The 17,903-nt window shown below is 73.3% G+C and carries 14 protein-coding genes; 5 read left to right on the top strand and 9 right to left on the bottom strand.

The features are described from left to right. Positions 1–156: 156 nt before the first annotated feature. Positions 157–2,271, top strand: a complete 2,115-nt coding sequence (locus tag IPL61_17255; protein ID MBK9032991.1) for a DUF1592 domain-containing protein — start codon at positions 157–159, stop codon at positions 2,269–2,271. Between the two features lie 10 nt (positions 2,272–2,281). Here the strand turns inward: IPL61_17255 and IPL61_17250 are convergent, their stop codons facing one another. After that, positions 2,282–2,935, bottom strand: a complete 654-nt coding sequence (locus IPL61_17250; GenBank protein MBK9032990.1) for a hypothetical protein — start codon at positions 2,933–2,935, stop codon at positions 2,282–2,284. A 148-nt stretch (positions 2,936–3,083) separates the two neighbouring features. On the opposite strand from IPL61_17250, the gene IPL61_17245 reads away from it, so the two are divergent. Next, positions 3,084–4,754: a class I SAM-dependent methyltransferase gene (locus IPL61_17245; GenBank protein ID MBK9032989.1), complete on the top strand. Its 1,671-nt coding sequence runs from the start codon at positions 3,084–3,086 to the stop codon at positions 4,752–4,754. 297 nt (positions 4,755–5,051) lie between these two features. Here IPL61_17245 and IPL61_17240 read toward each other — a convergent pair whose 3' ends face one another. The 4 genes from IPL61_17240 to IPL61_17225 all read right to left on the bottom strand — a co-directional run bounded on the left by IPL61_17240 (position 5,052) and on the right by IPL61_17225 (position 7,763). Further along, positions 5,052–6,068 carry a sigma-54-dependent Fis family transcriptional regulator gene (locus IPL61_17240; protein MBK9032988.1) on the bottom strand — a complete coding sequence of 339 codons (1,017 nt, stop codon included), beginning with the start codon at positions 6,066–6,068 and terminating at the stop codon, positions 5,052–5,054. After that, on the bottom strand, positions 6,058–6,432 hold the full coding sequence (locus IPL61_17235) for a hypothetical protein (GenBank protein MBK9032987.1): 375 nt from the start codon (positions 6,430–6,432) through the stop codon (positions 6,058–6,060). The genes IPL61_17240 and IPL61_17235 overlap by 11 nt, the downstream gene beginning before the upstream one ends. A gap of 88 nt (positions 6,433–6,520) precedes the next feature. Beyond that, positions 6,521–7,168, bottom strand: coding sequence for a hypothetical protein (locus IPL61_17230; protein ID MBK9032986.1), 648 nt, complete (start codon positions 7,166–7,168; stop codon positions 6,521–6,523). 100 nt (positions 7,169–7,268) lie between these two features. After that, positions 7,269–7,763 carry a methyltransferase domain-containing protein gene (locus IPL61_17225; protein ID MBK9032985.1) on the bottom strand — a complete coding sequence of 165 codons (495 nt, stop codon included), beginning with the start codon at positions 7,761–7,763 and terminating at the stop codon, positions 7,269–7,271. Between the two features lie 465 nt (positions 7,764–8,228). On the opposite strand from IPL61_17225, the gene dauA reads away from it, so the two are divergent. Next, positions 8,229–10,004, top strand: coding sequence for a C4-dicarboxylic acid transporter DauA (dauA, locus tag IPL61_17220; protein MBK9032984.1), 1,776 nt, complete (start codon positions 8,229–8,231; stop codon positions 10,002–10,004). Positions 10,005–10,255: 251 nt separating this feature from the next. Here the strand turns inward: dauA and IPL61_17215 are convergent, their stop codons facing one another. Both IPL61_17215 and IPL61_17210 read right to left on the bottom strand, forming a co-directional pair. Beyond that, positions 10,256–11,884: a DUF4157 domain-containing protein gene (locus IPL61_17215; GenBank protein ID MBK9032983.1), complete on the bottom strand. Its 1,629-nt coding sequence runs from the start codon at positions 11,882–11,884 to the stop codon at positions 10,256–10,258. A gap of 145 nt (positions 11,885–12,029) precedes the next feature. Beyond that, complete coding sequence (locus IPL61_17210) at positions 12,030–13,298, bottom strand: hypothetical protein (GenBank protein MBK9032982.1); 1,269 nt, start codon at positions 13,296–13,298, stop codon at positions 12,030–12,032. Positions 13,299–13,489: 191 nt separating this feature from the next. Here IPL61_17210 and IPL61_17205 point away from each other — a divergent pair, with 191 nt between their 5' ends. Together IPL61_17205 and IPL61_17200 are read left to right on the top strand one after the other, a co-directional pair. Further along, positions 13,490–14,203 (top strand): glutathione S-transferase, encoded by a 714-nt coding sequence (locus IPL61_17205; GenBank protein ID MBK9032981.1) that lies wholly within the window; start codon positions 13,490–13,492, stop codon positions 14,201–14,203. Positions 14,204–14,334: 131 nt separating this feature from the next. Then, positions 14,335–16,386 (top strand): hypothetical protein, encoded by a 2,052-nt coding sequence (locus tag IPL61_17200; GenBank protein ID MBK9032980.1) that lies wholly within the window; start codon positions 14,335–14,337, stop codon positions 16,384–16,386. Between the two features lie 85 nt (positions 16,387–16,471). On the opposite strand, the gene egtD is transcribed toward IPL61_17200, so the two are convergent. Together egtD and IPL61_17190 are read right to left on the bottom strand one after the other, a co-directional pair. Further along, on the bottom strand, positions 16,472–17,461 hold the full coding sequence (egtD, locus tag IPL61_17195; protein MBK9032979.1) for an L-histidine N(alpha)-methyltransferase: 990 nt from the start codon (positions 17,459–17,461) through the stop codon (positions 16,472–16,474). Beyond that, positions 17,458–17,903: SUMF1/EgtB/PvdO family nonheme iron enzyme (locus IPL61_17190; protein ID MBK9032978.1), on the bottom strand; the 446-nt coding region annotated here is incomplete at its 5' end. The genes egtD and IPL61_17190, both read right to left, overlap by 4 nt.

The raw sequence follows: 17,903 nt of genomic DNA, 5'->3' as shown, positions 1-17,903 counted from the left end.
TCGCGCTGCCGCTCGCGCTCGCCTGCGCCGGCGACGACGCGTCCCCGTGCCCGCCCGACCTGGCCGCGTTCGAGGCCGAGGTCTGGCGCCCGGTGCTCGAGAACCGTTGCAACATCTGCCACAACCCCGACCGGCCTGGCGCGGCGCTCGCGGTTCGTGCTGTCGGCGCCGGGCAGCGCCGCCGGCGCGATGGGCGACAACCTGGCGGCGGCCGAGCGCATGGCGCGCACCACCGAGGACGGCGAGCCGTTGTTGCTGCGCCGTCCGCTCGGCACCGATCACCCCGGCGGCGCGCTGGTGATCGCCGGCTCGCCCGAGCACGAGGCGCTGGTCGCCTTCGTCGGCCAGATCCGCGGCGACGCGGCGGCGTGCGCCGGGGCCGCGCCGGTCTGCACGCCCGGCGCGCCCGGGCCGCGGCTCCTGCGGCGGCTGTCGCGCACCGAGTACGACAACACGATCGCGGCGCTGTTCAGCCTCGACGCCGCCTACGCGCCCGGGCTGGTCGCCGACGTGGTCGTCGCCGGCTTCGACAACAACGCCCGCGCGCTCGAGGTGTCGCCGCTGCTGGCCGAGCAGCTGCGCGCCGCCGCCGAGGAGATCGCCGCGGCGGTCGCCGCCCGGCCCGAGGCCGCGTGCGCCGGCGACGGCGGCGCGTGCGCGCGCGCGTGGCTCGAGACCACCGGCGCCCGGGTGATCCGGCGGCCGCTGACCGCGCCCGAGGTCGAGCGCTGGCTCGCGGTCTACCAGGTCGGCCGCGCTCAGCCCGATCCCGAGGTCGCGCCCCACGCCAGCGGGCTCGGCCTGGTGATCGCCGGCCTGCTGCAGTCCCCGGCGTTCCTGTACCGCAGCGAGATCGGCGAGGCCGCGCCCGACGGGACCTACCCGCTGACCTCGTACGAGCTCGCGAGCGAGCTGTCGTACTTCCTGTGGGCGGCGCCGCCCGACGACGAGCTGTGGCACGCCGCGACCGCCGACCAGCTGCGCGACCCGACCGAGCTCGCGCGCCACGCCCGGCGCATGCTGGCGTCGCCGCGAGCGCGCGCGTCGATCGATCGCTTCACCGGTCAGTGGCTCGACGTCGAGCGGCTGGCGACGGTCGCCAAGGACCCGATGACGTACCCTGAGCTGACGCCGGCGGTGCGCGCGGCGATGACCGAGGAGATCCGCCGGCGGGTCGCGACCGTGGTGCAGGGCGGCGGCACGGTGCCGGAGCTGCTCACCGGCGGCACGACGTTCGTCGACGGCCCGCTGGCGCAGTTCTACGGCCTGCCGGCGCCGACCGCGGTCGACGCCACCGGGTTCGGGCCCGTCGACGCCAGCGCCCGCGGCGGCCTGCTCGCCAGCGGCGCGGTGCTGGCGGTCCACGCGCGCGCCAACTCGTCGTCGCCGATCCACCGCGGCAAGCTGGTGCGCGAGCGCCTGCTGTGCCAGGAGCTGCCGCCGCCGCCGCCCGGCATCAACGCGCAGCCGCCGCCGCTCGACCCGTCGCTGACCACCCGCGAGCGCTACGCCGCCCACGCGCAGCTCGTCACGTGCAGCGGCTGCCACCGCCTGATGGATCCGATCGGCTTCGCGTTCGAGCGCTTCGACGGCATCGGCCGCGGCCGCACCACCGAGGCCGGGCTGCCGATCGACGACGGTGGCGAGATCCTCGGCAGCGCCGGCGCCGACGGCGCGTTCACGGGCGTCGCGGGGCTCAGCGCGCACCTGGCCACGACCGACGCGGTCCAGGCGTGCTTCTCGACCCAGTGGCTGCGCTGGGCGACCGGCCAGGACGAGCGCGCGCGCCTCGACTGCCTGAGCGCCGAGCTGGCGGCCGGGCTCGGCGACGGGGCATACGCGATCGACGATCTGATCGTCGCGATCACCCAGACCGCGCACTTCCGCGTGCGCGCCGCCGCGATCGATCCCGGCGCTGGCTCCGGCTCCGGCGCTGGCTCTGGCTCTGGCTCCGGCTCCGGCTCCGGCTCCGGCTCCGGCTCCGGCTCCGGCTCCGGCTCCGGCGATCCTGCCGACTCGCCGGGCGTGACGGCGACCGTCGAGCCGACCGATCAGTGGCCGACCGGCTACTGCGCGAAGCTGATCGTCGCAAACGTCAGCGCCGCGCCGGTCACGTGGCGGGTCACGGTCACCGTCGACGGCACGATCAACAACGCCTGGAACAGCGAGTTCACCCAGGCCGGGAGCCGCGCGACGTTCACCGGCGCGCCGTTCAACGCGACCGTCGCGGTCGGCGCCTCGGTCGAGGCCGGCTTCTGCGCCGCGCTGTGACCGCGGCCGCTCACCGGCCGGTGGTGTTGCACTGATCGAGCAGCACGCGCGCGGCGGTCTGATCGTGCATCGACATCACATCGGACGAGCAGCCGCCGCTCAGGCTCTGCACCGAGACCTCGAGCCGCGAGCCCGGCTCGAAGTGCATCGCGACCCGCGCGCCGGAGTTCGACGCGAACTCGACCGGGGTCTCGTGGCCGCCGTCAGCGTGGATGATCTCGACGCGCACGCGGTGACGGCACGCGCTGATGCTCGAGGTCGACGCGATCACCTCCTGGCGCTCGGTCGAGACCACCTGGGTGCCGTCGACCTTGAACCGGCCCTGGAAGCACATCACCGCGTCGTTGTAGTCGCGGTCGCCATGGGCGCCCTGATCCTCGAAGTTGACGCCGACCCGCACCACTGGCGTGCCGGCGATCTGCAGCGGCGGCGCTGGCTGGACGATCGGCGGCGGCGGTGGCGCCGGCTGGACCACCGGCGGCGCCGGCGGCACGATCGGCGGCGGCGGGGCCTGGGCCGGCGTGTGGACCACGACCGTCGCACGGGCCGGCGGCGGCGGCGCGGTGCGCACCGTGCCGCGGGCGGCGAAGCGGGCCGTGCAGCCGCCGGTGGTGGCGGCCGCGAGCAGGGCGACGAGGAGGCTGCGGTTGGAGGCGAGGGTCATGGTGCTGTGACTGGTCGCGCCGGTCGCCGATTCAGGCGCCCGGGCACCATCTTTCGACGTCGCGACCGACCCAAGGCGGTGGGCGGCGCCGGTGTTGCGCCGGCGGCGGCCGGCTGTGGCGACGGGCCCGACGTGATACCAACGAGCCGTGGCCGCCTCCCCCGACGTCCTTCGCCGCTCGCAGCACCTGTCGACCTTCGCCCACCAGGGCGCGGTGTACCTCTATCACGACCTCTACGGCTACCTGCTGCAGATGTCGCCGGACCTGGTCGAGTTCCTCGATCAGTTCGCCGAGGTCCGTACCGCCGCCGACGTGGTCGCGGCCCACGCCGACCGGTTCGACGGCCAGGCCGGTCAGTTCGTCGACGTATTCTACCAGCAAGCGTGCCTGGTCGAGCCCGACGACGACGAGGTCGGCGGCATCTGGCCGATGATCGCGGTCCGCGGCAAGTGGAACGTCTGGCGCCGCCAGGGCGATCACCTGACCATCTACACCGCCTGGGGCGACCGCCCGATCCAGCGCGTCGAGCTCGATCCGATCGAGACGGCGATCTGGGACGCGTGCGACGGCGAGGTCCGCCTCAACGAGCTCCGGGCCACGCACGATCCCAAGCGGATCGCGGCGCTGGTCCACCGCCTCACCCACTCGAGCGTGCAGGCGCTCAAGCTGTCGGCGTTCCCGATGTCGATGTACGCCAAGCGGCCGTCGACCACGCCCAGCTACCTGATCTCGACGATGCCGTACCCGGCCTGGACGCCCGGCCAGCCCCTGGACACGCCGATCACCGACGTCGCGACCAACGTCTACTACCACGGCCTCGCCGACGCCGAGCAGCAGTTCGATCACCAGGAGACGACGCTGTCGCACCTGCTGCGCGAGCCGCACCCGGCCCTGGCCGGCCGCACCTACGGCCACGCGCTCGTCGACGGCCTCGCCGACCGGCTGCCGGCCCGGGCGATCCGCGTGCTCGAGATCGGCGGCGGCCTCGGCTACGTCGCGCGCGCGGTGTGCTCGGCGCTGCAGGGCCGCGGGATCGAGGTCAGCTACACGATCCAGGAGATCTCGCCGCGCCTGGCCGAGGCCCAGCGCTCCCGCACCGCGGGCCTGCCGGTGACGGTGATCGTCGGCGACGTGCTCACCGCCGATCACGCCGCCGACAGCTTCGATCTGATCCTGTCCAACGAGATGGTCGGCGATCTGCCGGCGGTGCAGCTCCACCGCGCCGACGTCGGGCTCACCGACAGCGGCGGCGAGGTCGATCCGGCCATGGTCGCCGCGCTGGGCCGCCCCGGCGAGCTGGTCACCGAGCTCGGGATCGTGCTCGACGACGCCACCGAGCCGTTCTACCTGCTGACCGGCGCGCTCGAGCTGATGATCCGCGTCGCGCGCTGGCTCGCGCCCGAGGGCGTCGCGGTGGTCACCGAGTTCGGCGAGCGCGCGATGTGGCCCAAGCTGTCGTCGCACCTCGATCACCCCGAGCTGTCGACCCACTTCGGCCACCTGCAGCAGGCCGCGATCACCAAGGGCCTCGACGCCAAGATCGAGTTCGTCATGGACATCATCGGCCTCGAGCGCACGCTCGAGGGCCTGGCCACGACCCGCTCGCACTTCCGCGCGCTCCAGGCGCTGGCCGCCGATCTCGGCGCGACCCTGCCCAAGCTCGGCTACACCCGCGAGCTCCTCGCCGAGCAGCTCGGCCCCCAGATCGACCTGACCACGATCGGCGAGCTGCGCTGGGACCGGATCGAGGACCGCCTGATGGGCCTGGTCCCGCACGAGTTCAAGGCGCTCGTCTGCCGGAAGCCCGGCGGCAACTGAGTTTCAGAGGGCCTGTCGCCAGGCCCTCCCCCGTCGGGGGCAAGCCCCGATGAGGGCCCCCACCCAAGACCACCCAAGCGCGAGACTCCCGGCGCGCGGCTCGGTGCTCGCCCGAAACAGTTACAAGCTCTGAGTTTCAGAGCGCCTGTCGCCAGGCCCTCCCCCGTCGGGGGCAAGCCCCGACGGGGCCCACAACCCCAAGACGCGAGACTCCCGGCGCGCGGCTCGGTGCTCGACCGAAGAACTTACAAGCTCTGATCTGATCCGAGGTCTCGCCTGAATTGGGATCCCGCCGCGTCAACGTCGCGACCGCCGCTGGAGCGTCCGAATGCTGACCCCGAGGCGCTGTGCGGCGCGCGTGAGGTTCCCGTGCTCGCGGGCGATGACGTGCTCGAAGATCGCGTCGACGATCTCTGCCAGCGGTCGCTCGAGATCGAGCGCCGGCCCGGCGCCGCCACGGGCGGAGGGCTCGCCGGCTCGCGCGAACCCTGGCGGTAGGTCCTGGACGCGCACCGACTTGCCGGCCCGCAGGATGGTCACGAACTCGATCACGTTCCGCAGCTGACGGACGTTGCCCGGCCAATCGTGTGCGATGAGCGCCGCGCGCGCGCTCCGGGTCAGCCGCGCCGGCGTGCAGTCGTGGATCGCTGCCAGCTGCGCGATGAACGCGGCGATCAGCGCCGGGATGTCGCGGCGGCGCGCTCGCAGGGGCGGGACCTCGAGCACGATGCCCTGGATCCGATAGTAGAGGTCCGCGCGGAACCGCCCCGAGCGGACCTCCTCCTCGAGGGGCCTGAGCGTCGCCAGCACGACGCGCGCGTCGACCTCGAGCTTCTTCGTGCCACCGACGCGCATGAAGCGATGCGTGTCGAGAAAGCGGAGCAGCTTCGGCTGCAGCGCGAGCGGCATCTCGGCCACTTCGTCGAGGAAGAGCGTCCCGCCGCTCGCCATCTCGACCTTCCCCTGGCCGCGCTCCGTCGCGCCGGTGAAGGCCCCGCGCTCATGGCCGAAGAGCTCGCTCTCGAACAGCGCCTCGGGGATCGCCGCGCAGTTGATGGGCACGAACGGCCCGACGCGCCTCGGCGAGAGATCGTGCAGGCGGCGCGCCATGACCTCCTTGCCTGAACCGCTCTCGCCCACGAACGTGACGGTCACGTCCTTGGTCGCGACGGCGCGCAGGATCCGCTCGAATGAGCGCATCACCGGCGAGACCGAGACCGGCTCGAGGACGACGACGGGCGGTGTTGTCCTACGACTCATGCGCGCACTGTACGTCAGGGTGGCCTCGGGCCCCTCGGGCCGGTCACACGCCACGCGGCAGCGACAGGTCGACCGCCCGGAGCGCGTCGACCACCGCCCAGCCAAACGCCGGGGCCGCCAGCACACAGAGTCGCCCACCGTGGGCGGCCGCGAGGGCCCTGAACAGGGTCGGCCTCGTCGTCACGACGACGATGCGCGGATCCTCCGTCACCTTGATCCACGAGCGCACGTCGGCGAGCCACGCGTCGCCGTCATCGCGCGCGGTGACGGCGACGAGCGCGCTGAAGGAGGCTGGCCGCGCGACCTTGTCGCACGCGTGCACGTCGAACCCAGCGCTCACGAGGTAGCCCGCGAGCGCCGTGCGCGCGTCGGTCGCGTCGGCCACGAGCGCGATGCGCCGTCGCCGGGAGCCGGTCACGCGGCCGCCTCCACCGCGCGCGTGCCGCCCGGCTCGTCGAGATCCCCGGACGCGTTCGACCGCTGGGCGACCTCGCGCACACCGACCGTCACGATGGATCCCGACCCCGCTGGCGTCGCGATCGCTGCGTCCACAGCGCCAGGTCCAGGCCAGCGAGCGGGCTGCGCTCATGGTAGACGAGCTCATAGCTCGCGGGCATCGCGCCGCCGAAGCCGTTGAACGTCAGCACGCGCGTTCCGCCCCGAAGGCTGGCGAGACGCTCCTTGACGCGCGCGACCTGGACCTCGAACGCGACCGCCCGCTCCTGCGTGGTCAGCGCATCCGGAACCAGCGGCACCTCGAACGGGTTGTAGAGATACACCGCGTCGAACTCCGCCCAGTCGATCGCGAGCGCGTCGCCGTGCAGATACTCCGCTCGATCCGCGACGCCGAGCCACCGGGCCAGGCGCCGCGCGGCGCGGACGAGGTCCTCGTGCTGTTCGACCCCGCACCACAGCCCGAGCGAAGACATCGCGCCAACAGCGCAGAACTTGCCGACGCCGGCCCCGACGTCGAGCACGCGCGTGGACCGGGTCGGCGCCAGCAGGGACACGGCCCGGATCGCGACGCCGATCGGCGTCCAGTGGGCCTGCGACAGGTGCCGAACGTCAGCGGGCACCAGCGCGTCGAAGGCGTGGTCGATGCCCGATGCTCGGACTCGGCCTGGCCGCGGTCGGCGTCGGTGCTGCTTCGTCATGGGACCGCCGTGTCGTGCGCCGCGGCGGCGGTGACGCGCGCGCGCGTTCGCGGCTCGTGCCGGGGCCTGACCTCGAGCGCGGCGTCGACGCGCGTGCGCGTCACGCTCCTACCTCGCGCGTCGCCGCGGCGAGCGTGATCGTGTGCGTCTTGATCCACAGCTCGACGCGATCAGTCCCCGCCTGCTGCTCGTGCGCGAGCTCGTAGCCTAGCGGCGGCGGCGCGCCGAACCCATGGTAGGTGGCGACGCGCGTCCCCACGGGCGCGTCGGCGAGGCGCTGGCGGACCCCCGTCACGTACAGGATGAAGTTGATCGGGTCGAGGTCGATGGTCCGATCGATGACGAGCCTGTCCGCGAACAGCTGCTCGGCGAAAGGGTTGTACAGGTAGAACGAGTCGAACCTGGACCAGTCGAGATCGAGCGCGTTGGCGTGGATGAACCGCACGTTCTGAAGGCCCGCGCGCCTCGCGAGGCGGGTCGCGACCCTGACCAGGTGGCGCCTGAACTCGACGCCGACGAAGCTGGCGCCCGGGACTGCGCCCGCTGCCGCGATGCAGAACTTCCCCGCGCCGGCGCCGACGTCGAGCACCGACATGCCGGCTCGCGGCGCCAGGAGCGCCGCGGCGCACCGAGCGACGTCGATCGGCGTGAAGTGCGTCGAGGCCTTCCGCTGCAGGCCTGCTGGGAGGTGTGTGTCGAAGGCTGTGTCGCTAGAGAGCACTGCGACGCACTTTGCACTTCGCGGTCCACGCGAGGAAGCGCCGGAATCCAATGAGTTGCCGCAGGGGCCGGCGCGATCCGGCCCCGTCGCGCGGCAACGCGACACATTGTCGTGGCAATTCGCCTTGCTCGCCGAGAGAAACGACGTGGCATCGTCCGTTGGCGGTGGCGAGCGCCTGGTTGCGCGCCTTCGGCAGCGCGGACCGCCGCACGCCACCGCCGCCGGCATCGAGCGGGACCATCGTCGCGCGCTGACGCGATGCGCACGCGCACGTGCCCGCGCCGCACCCGCCCGCGCGTCGTGACATGTTCGAACGCGTGCGTTATGGTCCGCCGGCTGATGCGGTACGTCGACGAGCTCACTGATGCGGTGCGCTCGCAGCTCGCCCTCGCCTACGGCATCAAGGATCAGCTCGGCTCGGCGCTGCGCAGCCGCCTGAAGGAGGGCTACACGCTGGCCGACCTGCGGGCCGACGCGATGGCCGGGCTGGTCGTCGGCATCGTCGCGCTGCCGCTGTCGATGGCGCTGGCCAAGACCACCGGCGTCGCGCCCCAGCACGGCCTCTACACCGCGATCATCGCCGGCATCGTCTGCGCCCTGCTCGGCGGCAGCCGGATGCAGATCACCGGGCCGACCGCCGCGTTCGTCGTCATCCTCGAGCCGATCGTCGCGCGCCACGGCGTCGGCGGGCTGCTGGTCGCTGGCTTCATGGCCGGCGTGATCCTCGTGCTCATGGGGGTCGCGCGGCTCGGCAAGCTGATGCAGTTCATCCCCCACCCGGTCACGACCGGCTTCACCGCCGGCATCGCCGTGGTGATCGCGGTGATCCAGCTGCGCGACGCGTTCGGGATCCACCTGCCCGGCAAGCCCCACGGCACGATCGACTTCCTCGGCGCGCTCTGGGACGGCCGCGCCAGCGCCAGCGGCTGGGACGCGCTGGTGTGCGGGGTGACGCTGGCGCTGCTGATCGGCCTGCCGCGGATCATCAAGCGCGTCCCGGCGCCGCTCCTGGCGATGGTCGCGGCCGCGGGCCTGACCGCGCTCCTGGCCCACCTGATCGACGGCTTCCACGCCAACACGATCGGCTCGACGTTCACGGTCGTGATCGACGGCGAGACCGTCCACGGCATCCCGCCGCTGCCGCCGCTGCCGGTCCTGCCGTGGCACCTCGGCGACGCCCACGGCCAGCCCTTCAGCCTGACCTACGGGCTCATCCGGGAGCTCCTGCCGTCGGCGTTCGCGATCGCCGTCTTGGGCGCCATCGAGTCGCTGATGTCGGCGGTGATCGCCGACGGCATGGCCGGCACCAAGCACGATCCCAACGCCGAGCTGATCGCGCTGGGCGTCGGCAACATGGTGTGCCCGTTCTTCGGCGGCATCGCCTGCACCGGCGCGCTGGCCCGCACCGCGACCAACATCCGCGCCGGCGCGCGCTCGCCGCTGTCGTCGGTGGTCCACGCGCTGTTCATCCTGGCCTGCACGATCGCGCTGGCGCCGCTGATGGCCTACCTGCCGCTCGCGGCGATGGCGGCGCTGCTGTTCGTCGTCGCCAAGAACATGAGCGAGGTCCGGCACTTCGTGCGGCTGATCCGGATCGCGCCGCGCAGCGACGTGCTGGTCCTGCTGACCTGCTTCACGCTGACCGTGGTGTTCGACATGGTGATCGCGGTGTCGGTCGGCGTCATGCTCGCGGCGTTGCTGTTCATGCGCCGGATGGCCGTGCTCACCAAGGTCACGCTCGACACCGGGGCCGCCGAGCGGTTCGACATGCCGCCCGGCGTCCGGATGTACGAGATCGCCGGGCCGATGTTCTTCGGCGCTGCCCACCTCGCGATGGAGACCCTCGAGACCATCGGCGGCGACACCCGGACCCTGATCCTGTCGATGACGAAGGTCGACGTGATGGACGCGACCGGCCTGGTCGCGCTCGAGTCGATGCTCGACCAGCTCGGCCGCGACGGCCGCAAGGTCATCGTCGCCGGCCTGGGCGCCGAGCCGCGGGCGCTGGTCGAGCGCGCCGGCATCAAGCGCATCCCCGGGCGGCTGGCGTTCGCGCCCGACGTCGACACCGCGGTGTCGATGGCCATCGTCCACACCGCCCGCACCCCGACCTGACCGAGACCGGGCCGGTCAGCGGCCCCCGCGCCGGCGCCGCGCCGGGAGCTCCGGCCGGCCCGCGACGACGTGATCGCGACGACGGGACGGCGCGGACCGCGGCCGAGGGACCACAGCGCCGACGGCTGACGCGCGCGCGCGGCTTGGTCGCAGCGGTCCACGACAGCGCGGACGAGGGTCTACGTTCGAGGCCGGCGGTGCCGGCGACCCGCGGCCGCGCGCTGGCCCCCGGCGCGGCGGTCGCCGCACGGTCACGGGACGCCGGGGCCGGAGCCGTACATGATCGAGTCGGGATCGCCGCCCGGGTCGCACATCACCGAGGGATCATCCTCGCCGCACAGCTCGTCGAAGCTCTTGTCCTCCTCGGGCTCGTCGAACGCTGACGGGGGCACCCCAGGCCCGGAGCCGCTGCCGCCGTCGCGCTCGCCCTCCTCGCGCTTGGCCCACTGCCGGTACTCGGCCGCGGTCACGGGCACGCTCTGGAACAGCGGCAAGACCTCGAACGTGGTCACGGTGTGATCGGTGGCCTGGCCGGTGGCGAGATCGCACTGGATGACGCAGGCGATCGAGGCCTTGGCGATGTCGACGCTCTTGAGCTCGAACTTCTGCAGCTCACCCGACTTGATGAGCGACGAGTAGAACAACCGGATGCCGCCGGTGCCGGTGATCTTGGCCTCGAGCGGGACGGTGAAGGTCACGCTGCCGCTCCAGCCGCCCGACGGCAAGAACCGGCCCTGCCCGGCGACCGTGGCCTTGGCGCTGGTGGTCGCGCCGAGCGTGACGTAGCCCTCGGCGCCGACGTTGATCGGCGGGATGCCGACGTACGCGCCGAGCCCGAGCATGCCCTCGACCGTGGCCTCGAGCCCGGCGCTGCCGCTGACCGAGACCTCGGCGCCGGCGCTGTCGGTGTGCGGGCCGCCGAGCTGGACGACGCTGCCGGTGACGTTCGCCGACACCGAGGCGCCCAGGCTGGCGGTGCCGCTGGCCGTCATCGACAGGCCGCCCGGCAGCGCGCCAGCCGGCACCGCGATCTGCTTGCTCAGCGTCTTCTCGAGCTTCTCCTCGGCCTTCCAGCTCTTGCTGATCGACATCTCGTTCATGGCCCACGGGATCTTCAGGGCGCTGCCCTTGCCGAGCGACAGGCTCACGCCGTCGAGCCCGACCGGGAACGGCTTCTCCTTGCTGCCCATCGCCTCGCCCTTGCCGTCGGCCGCGGGCGCCGCACCGTCGGCCGCAGGCGCCGCGCCCGTGGCCGGCGCCGCCGGGTCGGCCGCGCGCGCGATCACCCGCCCGACGCCTTGCATCGAGCCGATCGACGCCGGCGCTCCGATCACCATCGCGTCGGCGGCGCGATCCGCCTCGACCTCGGCGACGTCGCCGGGCGCCGTCACCTCGAGCTTGTGTTGGCGTCGCGGGGTGCCGCTCGATTGCTGCACGGTGTGCGCGACCTCGTGGGCCAGGAGGTGCATGCCGAACGGATCGTCCGGTCGATACTGGCCGTCGGCGAAGTGGATGTCATTGCCGATCGTGTACGCGCGGGCGCCGACCGCGGCGCTCGCGTGGGCGGAGTCGGGCCCGGTGTGGACCCGGACCGCCCCTAGATCGACGCCCAGCGACGACTCGAAGCGATCGCGCGCACCGGCCGGCAGCGCGGTGCCAGCCGACGACGTGGCGGCCGCGACCGCCGGCTCGGCGTCGCGGGCGACGCCATTGGCATCGCGGCCACCGGCGCGTGAGGCCCCGAGGTCGGCGGCGCGCGCCAGCGGACCGCGCCCGGTGAGGCGGGAGGTCAGGCTCGACTTGCCCGGAGAGGGCCGGTAGCCCAGCAGCGGCGTCACCCCCTCGGACTCGTGCGACGAACGGAACGTGCGGTCAGACATCGGCGGCCTCCTGTGGTTGCAGGGCCGCGTTCGCCGCGATGTGACAACTTTTTCCGCCACACCGCCCGCCCCTCGATCGCCGTGTGATCTGGGCCAGTTGCCAGCGTGGCCACCCGAACTGGCCCCGCCGCGCGAACCGCTCGGGCTACTTCTTGACGTAGCCCTCGAGCATCTTGATCGACTTCTGGGCGGTCTCGGCGATCTCCTTGACCTTGTGCTTCTGGTACTTCTGCATCAGCTTGAGCGACTTCTCGTCGCGGCGCTGGTAGCTGATCGCGTCGAGGGCGTAGCCGCGGTTGGTCGGCTCGACGCCGTCGGTGTTGACGACCTTCTCGAGGAACTTGAAGTTGCGCTCGCACTGGGCCTCGGTGGCCCGATCGGTGGTCTGGCCCTTGATGAAGTCGTGGCACAGCTCGCGGAACACGAAGTAGTACTGGCGATCGAACACCTTCTTGGCGAGCTGGGCGTCGGCGAAGTCCTGGAGCTGATCGATCCAGGTGCCCTTGCAGTTGGTCAGGATGGCCCCGACCTGGCCGAAGATCTCGGCCTCGCCCTCGGGCGCGTCGACGCTGACCTTGCTCATCGCCCACGGGCACAACGTGGCGCGCTCGTCGTCGGTGATGTTGTAGAAGCTGTTGAGCGCGTTCGCCGCGACCAGCGTCGGGTCCTTGGCGTTGTCCTTGGCCATCGCCTCGAGCTTGGGGAACGGCTTGAGCCGCCCGTACAGCGTCGACGCCTTCCAGCCGCCCTTCTGGACCCACTCGTCGGGGTTCCGCTCCAGCATCGCGTGGGCCTCGGCGTCGAGATCCGCGAGCGAGGCCGCGGTCATGACCGAGCCGATCACCCGCCGCGCCTGGTACGGGCCGATGGCCGGCAGCTTCTCGATCGTCGCCAGGAGCAGGCGCGCGACGTCCTTGCTGACCGCGCCGACCCCGACGCCCTCGCCCCAGCCGCCGTTGAAGCGCGAGCCCGCCAGGGCCTCGGCCGCCACGGTCGCGAGCTTGGGATCGGCGTCCGCCAGCGCGACCGCCAGCGTCGGCGCCGCCTCTTGCGGCTTGCGGCCGTTGTAGCCGAGCAGGTCGTCCTTGGCCTTGTCCTCGCCGTTGGCGCAGCTGACCCGCATGTCCTTCGGCTCGATCGTGCACGCCGACGCGACCGCCTTGAGCGCGGCCATCAGCTCGTCGTCGACCTTGATCGACGAGGTCGCGGCCGGCGGCGGCGGCGCGACGGCGGCGGTGCCCGCGGCGGTCCCGGTCGCGGGCGCAGGCGTCGCGGCCGTCCCGGTCGCGGGCGCGGGCGCGGCCGTCCCAGCCGCGGGCGCGGCGGGCTTGCCGGCGTCGTCCTTCTTCTTGCCGCACGCGGCGACGGTGAGCGGGATCGCGAGCAACAACAACGAGCGGTGCGCGAGCGTCATGAGTCCTCCCCCGAGGTTTCGTCGGCCGTCCTCCACCGACCGGTGGCAGGCGACCGGCCCCACGATACGCGCCCAGACGCACCGCGCGCGAGCCGCGGCACGCCCTAACTGCCGCCCCCCGGCGTGGCGCCGCGCGACCTCGCGCGCCCATCGCGGTGCGGCGCGGGCGTACGCTCGGCGCGGAGGATGCGATGACCTACGAGCTCTACTACTGGCCCTCGATCCAGGGCCGCGGCGAGTTCGTGCGGCTCGTGCTCGAGGACGCCGGGGTCGCGTACGTCGACGTCGCGCGCACGCCCGGCGGCGTCGCGCGCATGCAGGCGCTGATGCGCGGCGAGGGGACCGGACCGCTCGTGCCGCTGGCGCCGCCGTTCCTGCGCGCGGGCGAGCTGTGGGTGAGCCAGACCGCGGCCATCACCGCGTTCCTCGGCGAGCGCCTGGGGCTGGCGCCCGGCGACGAACAGGGCCGGCTGACCGCGCGCGCGGTCGCGCTGACGATCGCGGATCTGGTGGCCGAGGCGCACGACAGCCACCACCCGCTCTCGGTCGCGCAGTACTACGAGGACCAGCGCGACGCGGCCCGGCAGCGCGCCGCGGCGTTCCGCGCCGCGCGGATCCCGAAGTACCTCGGCTATCTGGAGCAGCTGCTCGAGCGCAACCCGCGCGGCGTGCTGGTCGGCGACGACGTGAGCTACGCCGACCTGGCCGGGTTCCAGGTGGTCGAGGGCCTGAGCTACGCCTTCCCGCGGGCGCTCGCGCGCGTGCGCGCCGACCTGCCGTCGTTGTTCGCGCTGCGCGACAGGGTGGCGGCGCGCCCACGACTCGCGCGTTACCTGGCGTCCGAGCGCCGGCTCCCGTTCAACGAGCACGGCATCTTCCGTCGCTACCCGGAGCTCGACGACTGAGCTCCAGAGGGTTCGTCGCCGAACCCTCCCCCGTCGGGGGGGAGCCCCCGACAGGCGCTTCGACGACGACCTGGTGGTGCAATGACGGCCGGGCGCGCCTGACGATCCGCGCGCGCAGCTATAGTCGCGCGATGCAGAGTCCTGGGCTCCGACGCACCTCGGTCTACGGGGGCATCCTCGCGACCCTGATGACCAGCGCCGCGTGCCACCCGGCCGCACCGACGGCCCCGGGCACGACCGCACCGCCGACGCCGGCCGCGGCCGTCGGCACGGCGTCCGACGGGGCGCCGACGACGCCGACCGCGCCCAGCGCGGGGCCGGACTGGATGTGGACCGCCGGCGTCGAACCGGCGTGGCGCCTGCCGGCGACGGTCATCGATCTGCTCGCGGTCGATCGCGGACGCGCCCTCGGCCTCATCGCCGGCCGCAGGCTCGCCGTCATCGATCTCACCACCGGCGCCGTGACCGTGACCGCCGCCGACTTCGGCGCGGGCGCGCCGTCGCGGCTGGTGCGCGCCGGCGGCCAGGTGCTCGCCTACGGCCAAGCCGCCAAGGCCGCGGCGGCCTGGACCATCGACCCGGCGTCGCTCGCGGTCGCGCCGCTCGCGCTGCCGGAGCCCGCGGCCGGCGCGGCCGCCGGTGGCACCTTCACGATGGCGGTCTCGCCCGACGGCGCCCGGGTGCTCACGTGCAGCGCCGATCGGTGGCCGACCCTGCGCGACGCGACGACGCTGGCAGCGGTGAAGGTGTTCACCGGCCTCGACGCGTGCGACCGGCCGCGCTTCGTCGACGCCAGCCACGCCTACGTCGAGCGCGTCGGGCGCACGGGCCCGGCCCGGCTCGGCGACCTGGTCGCCGGGACCGTGACCGCCGTCCCGACCGGCGGGCCTCTGTGGGTGCGGGGGCCGGGTGGGCTCGGCCTGTCGGTCGCCGGCAGCAAGGTGGCCATCACGGGCGCCGACGGCGCGGTGCGCGCGCGCTACACGACCGCGCTCGGCGGCCCGATCTGGCTCGACGACGGCAGCGCGGTGGTCGCGGCGGCGCGCCGCCACCTGACCGTGCTGGCGGCGGCGGCCGGCACGGCGGCGCGGACGATCGAGCTGCCGGCGGCGGTCCTGCGCTTGCATCCGATCCCGGCCTCGACGCGGGTGCTGATCCAGATGGGCACGTACCGGCTCGGCGTCGTCGACACCGCCACCGGTACGGTCGTCACCGCGTCCGGGACCAACCTCGGCGGGGTCAGCACGATCGCCGCGCTCGAGGGCGCGGTGATCTCCGCCGCCGATCGGCTGCGCGTCTGGCGCCGCGGCCAGGTCGCCGCCACCGGCGCGACGGCCGCGGTCGAGGCCCTCGACGTCGCCCCGGGGCGCGACGCGCTCTACGCGACCTTCGACGGGGTCTTCGCCGCCGACCTGACGACCGCGGCGCCGACGCCGATCGACGAGCAGGCGTCGAGCTCCTCGGTCGATCGCCACGGCGACGACCTGGCGTGGGACCGGGACGACCGGGTGATGATCCAGCACGGCGCCTCGCGGCCGACGACGTGGCTGCGACGCCCCGACGCGCTGTTCCTGCTCGACCTCGACCTCGCCACCGGCCGCCTCGCGTTCAACGACGACCACGCGTTCTACGTCGTGCGACCGGACCGGCGGGCGCTGTTCGGGTTCCACGCCTACGACTGCGAGGACCCGCTGTACCTGTGGCTCGAGCGCGGCCGCGAGCGCGCGGTGTCCTACGACGGCGTCACGGCGCACCTGTACGACACCGCCAAGCAGCGGGGGCTGGGCGGGCTCGAGCTGGTCGACGACAACATCGAGGCCGTCGCCTTCATCCCGGGCAGCGACGCGCTGGCGCTGGTCGGCGCGTCGATCTACCTGTGGGACCCGACGACCCACGCGGTGGTGGCGTGGCCGCTGCCCGACGAGGTCGTCGGCTTCGACGCGACCGCGATCGGTGTCGACCCCAGCGGCGCCGAGGTCGCGGTCGGGTTCGCCGACGGCGCGGTGCTGTGGGCCCGGCTGGCCGAGGTCCGCGCGCGCGCCACCCCGGTCGGCGCCGACGTCGCCACCCAGCACAAGCCGGCCGCGCTCCAGTGCGGCAAGCCGATGATCAAGGACTACGCCGACGTCGAGCTCGGCCCTGACCCCGGCTACGACGACGAGCGCGACGACGACGACGAGTAGGGCGGCGCGTTCGAAGTGGGGGCGACCTCCCGAGCCGCCTCGTCGACCCGATCTCGAGACGCGGCGCGCGCGCGGCGTCGCGGCGTCACGGCGTCGCGGTCGGGCCCGCGACGGTGCGGCACACCACCAGCGCGTACCACTCGCGCGGATCGGTGACGAACGCCTTGACCGCGAACCCGGTGGCGGCGGCGAGGCGCTCGATCGAGGCGCGGCTGTACTTCTGCGACTGCTCGGTGTAGATGGCCTCGCCCGCGCCGAGCTCGAAGGAGCGCCCGAGCACCCGGCTGGTGATCACCTGCGCCCGGGTGCTGATCAGGAAGCTGCGGGCCGCGCCATCGAGCGGCGAGTAGGTCGGGTAGTGCCGGAACGTCGTCAGGTCGAAGTCCATGTCGAGCTCGCGGTTGAGCCGGCGCAGGACGTTGAGGTTGAAGCGCGCGGTCACGCCCTGGGGATCGTTGTAGGCCGACAGGATCACCGCCGGGTCCTTGATCAGATCGACGCCGAGCACCAGCAGATCGCCGCCGCGCAGGCGGCCGCGGATGCGCCCGAGCAGCGCCTCGGCGCCGGCGCCGTCGAAGTTGCCCAGGTTGCTGCCGAGGAACATCGCGACCTGCCGGTGATCGGGCGTGGTCTCGGGCCAGGCCAGGAAGTAGTCGCCGCACACCGGCGCCACCGCCAGCTCGGGCACGCGCGCGTTGACCCGGCTGACCAGCTCGTCGAGGGCGTGGCGCGAGATGTCCATCGGGTGGAACACGCACGCGGGGTGGGCGCGGTGCAGCGCCGCCAGCAGCGTCACGGTCTTGGCGCCGTCGCCGCTCCCGAGCTCGAGCAGATCGATCGGCCGCGGCTCCGACGCGATCAGCCCGACCAGCTCGTCGGCGCGCTCGTCGAGGAGCTGGTGCTCGAGCCGGGTCAGGTAGTACTCGGGCAGCGCCATGATCTCCTGGAACAGCCGCGAGCCCTCGTCATCGTAGAACCACAGCGACGACAGGAACTTCTGCGGCGCGCTCAGCCCCTCGAGCACGTGCGTGGCGAGATCGGTCCGGCGGGCGGCGGGCTGGGCGGGCGAGATCATGCGTCCCTCGGACGCGCCAGGCGCAGGCCGGTGTACTGCCAGCGCAGCGGCGCGTGAAAGAAGTTGCGATAGGTCAGGCGCGCGTGGCCCGGCGGGGTCGCGAACGACGCCCCGCGCAGCACCTGCTGGTTGACCATGAACTTGCCGTTGTACTCGCCGACGGCGCCGACGGCCTTGCGGAACCCGGGGTACGGCTTGTACGCGCTCTCGGTCCACTCCCAGCGCGCGCCCCAGGCGAGCTGCGGCGCGACCGCCTCCCACTCGAACTCGGTCGGCAGCCGGGCCCCGGCCCACTGCGCGAACGCGAACGCCTCGTAGTAGGACAGGTGCGTGACCGGCGCGTCGAGCGGCAGCGGCGCCAGCCCGGTCAGCGCGTAGTGGCGCCAGCCGCCCGCGGCGTCGGGGTCGCGCTGCCAGTACAGCGGCGCCTCGATCTGCTGGG

Source organism: Myxococcales bacterium (assembly GCA_016717005.1).
Lineage (GTDB): Bacteria > Myxococcota_A > Polyangia > Haliangiales > Haliangiaceae > UBA2376.
The sequence above is the reverse complement of the archived record's forward strand: the minus strand, read 5'-3'. Positions and strand labels throughout refer to the sequence as shown.

Bases quoted from the DNA above. Each gene is read 5' to 3' on its own strand.
- IPL61_17230 (MBK9032986.1), bottom strand. From the start codon at position 7,168: ATGACGAAGCAGCACCGACGCCGACCGCGGCCAGGCCGAGTCCGAGCA.
- IPL61_17225 (MBK9032985.1), bottom strand. From the start codon at position 7,763: ATGTCGGTGCTCGACGTCGGCGCCGGCGCGGGGAAGTTCTGCATCGCG.
- IPL61_17205 (MBK9032981.1), top strand. From the start codon at position 13,490: ATGACCTACGAGCTCTACTACTGGCCCTCGATCCAGGGCCGCGGCGAG.
- dauA (MBK9032984.1), top strand. From the start codon at position 8,229: ATGCGGTACGTCGACGAGCTCACTGATGCGGTGCGCTCGCAGCTCGCC.
- egtD (MBK9032979.1), bottom strand. From the start codon at position 17,461: ATGATCTCGCCCGCCCAGCCCGCCGCCCGCCGGACCGATCTCGCCACG.
- IPL61_17200 (MBK9032980.1), top strand. From the start codon at position 14,335: ATGCAGAGTCCTGGGCTCCGACGCACCTCGGTCTACGGGGGCATCCTC.
- IPL61_17215 (MBK9032983.1), bottom strand. From the start codon at position 11,884: ATGTCTGACCGCACGTTCCGTTCGTCGCACGAGTCCGAGGGGGTGACG.
- IPL61_17210 (MBK9032982.1), bottom strand. From the start codon at position 13,298: ATGACGCTCGCGCACCGCTCGTTGTTGTTGCTCGCGATCCCGCTCACC.
- IPL61_17250 (MBK9032990.1), bottom strand. From the start codon at position 2,935: ATGACCCTCGCCTCCAACCGCAGCCTCCTCGTCGCCCTGCTCGCGGCC.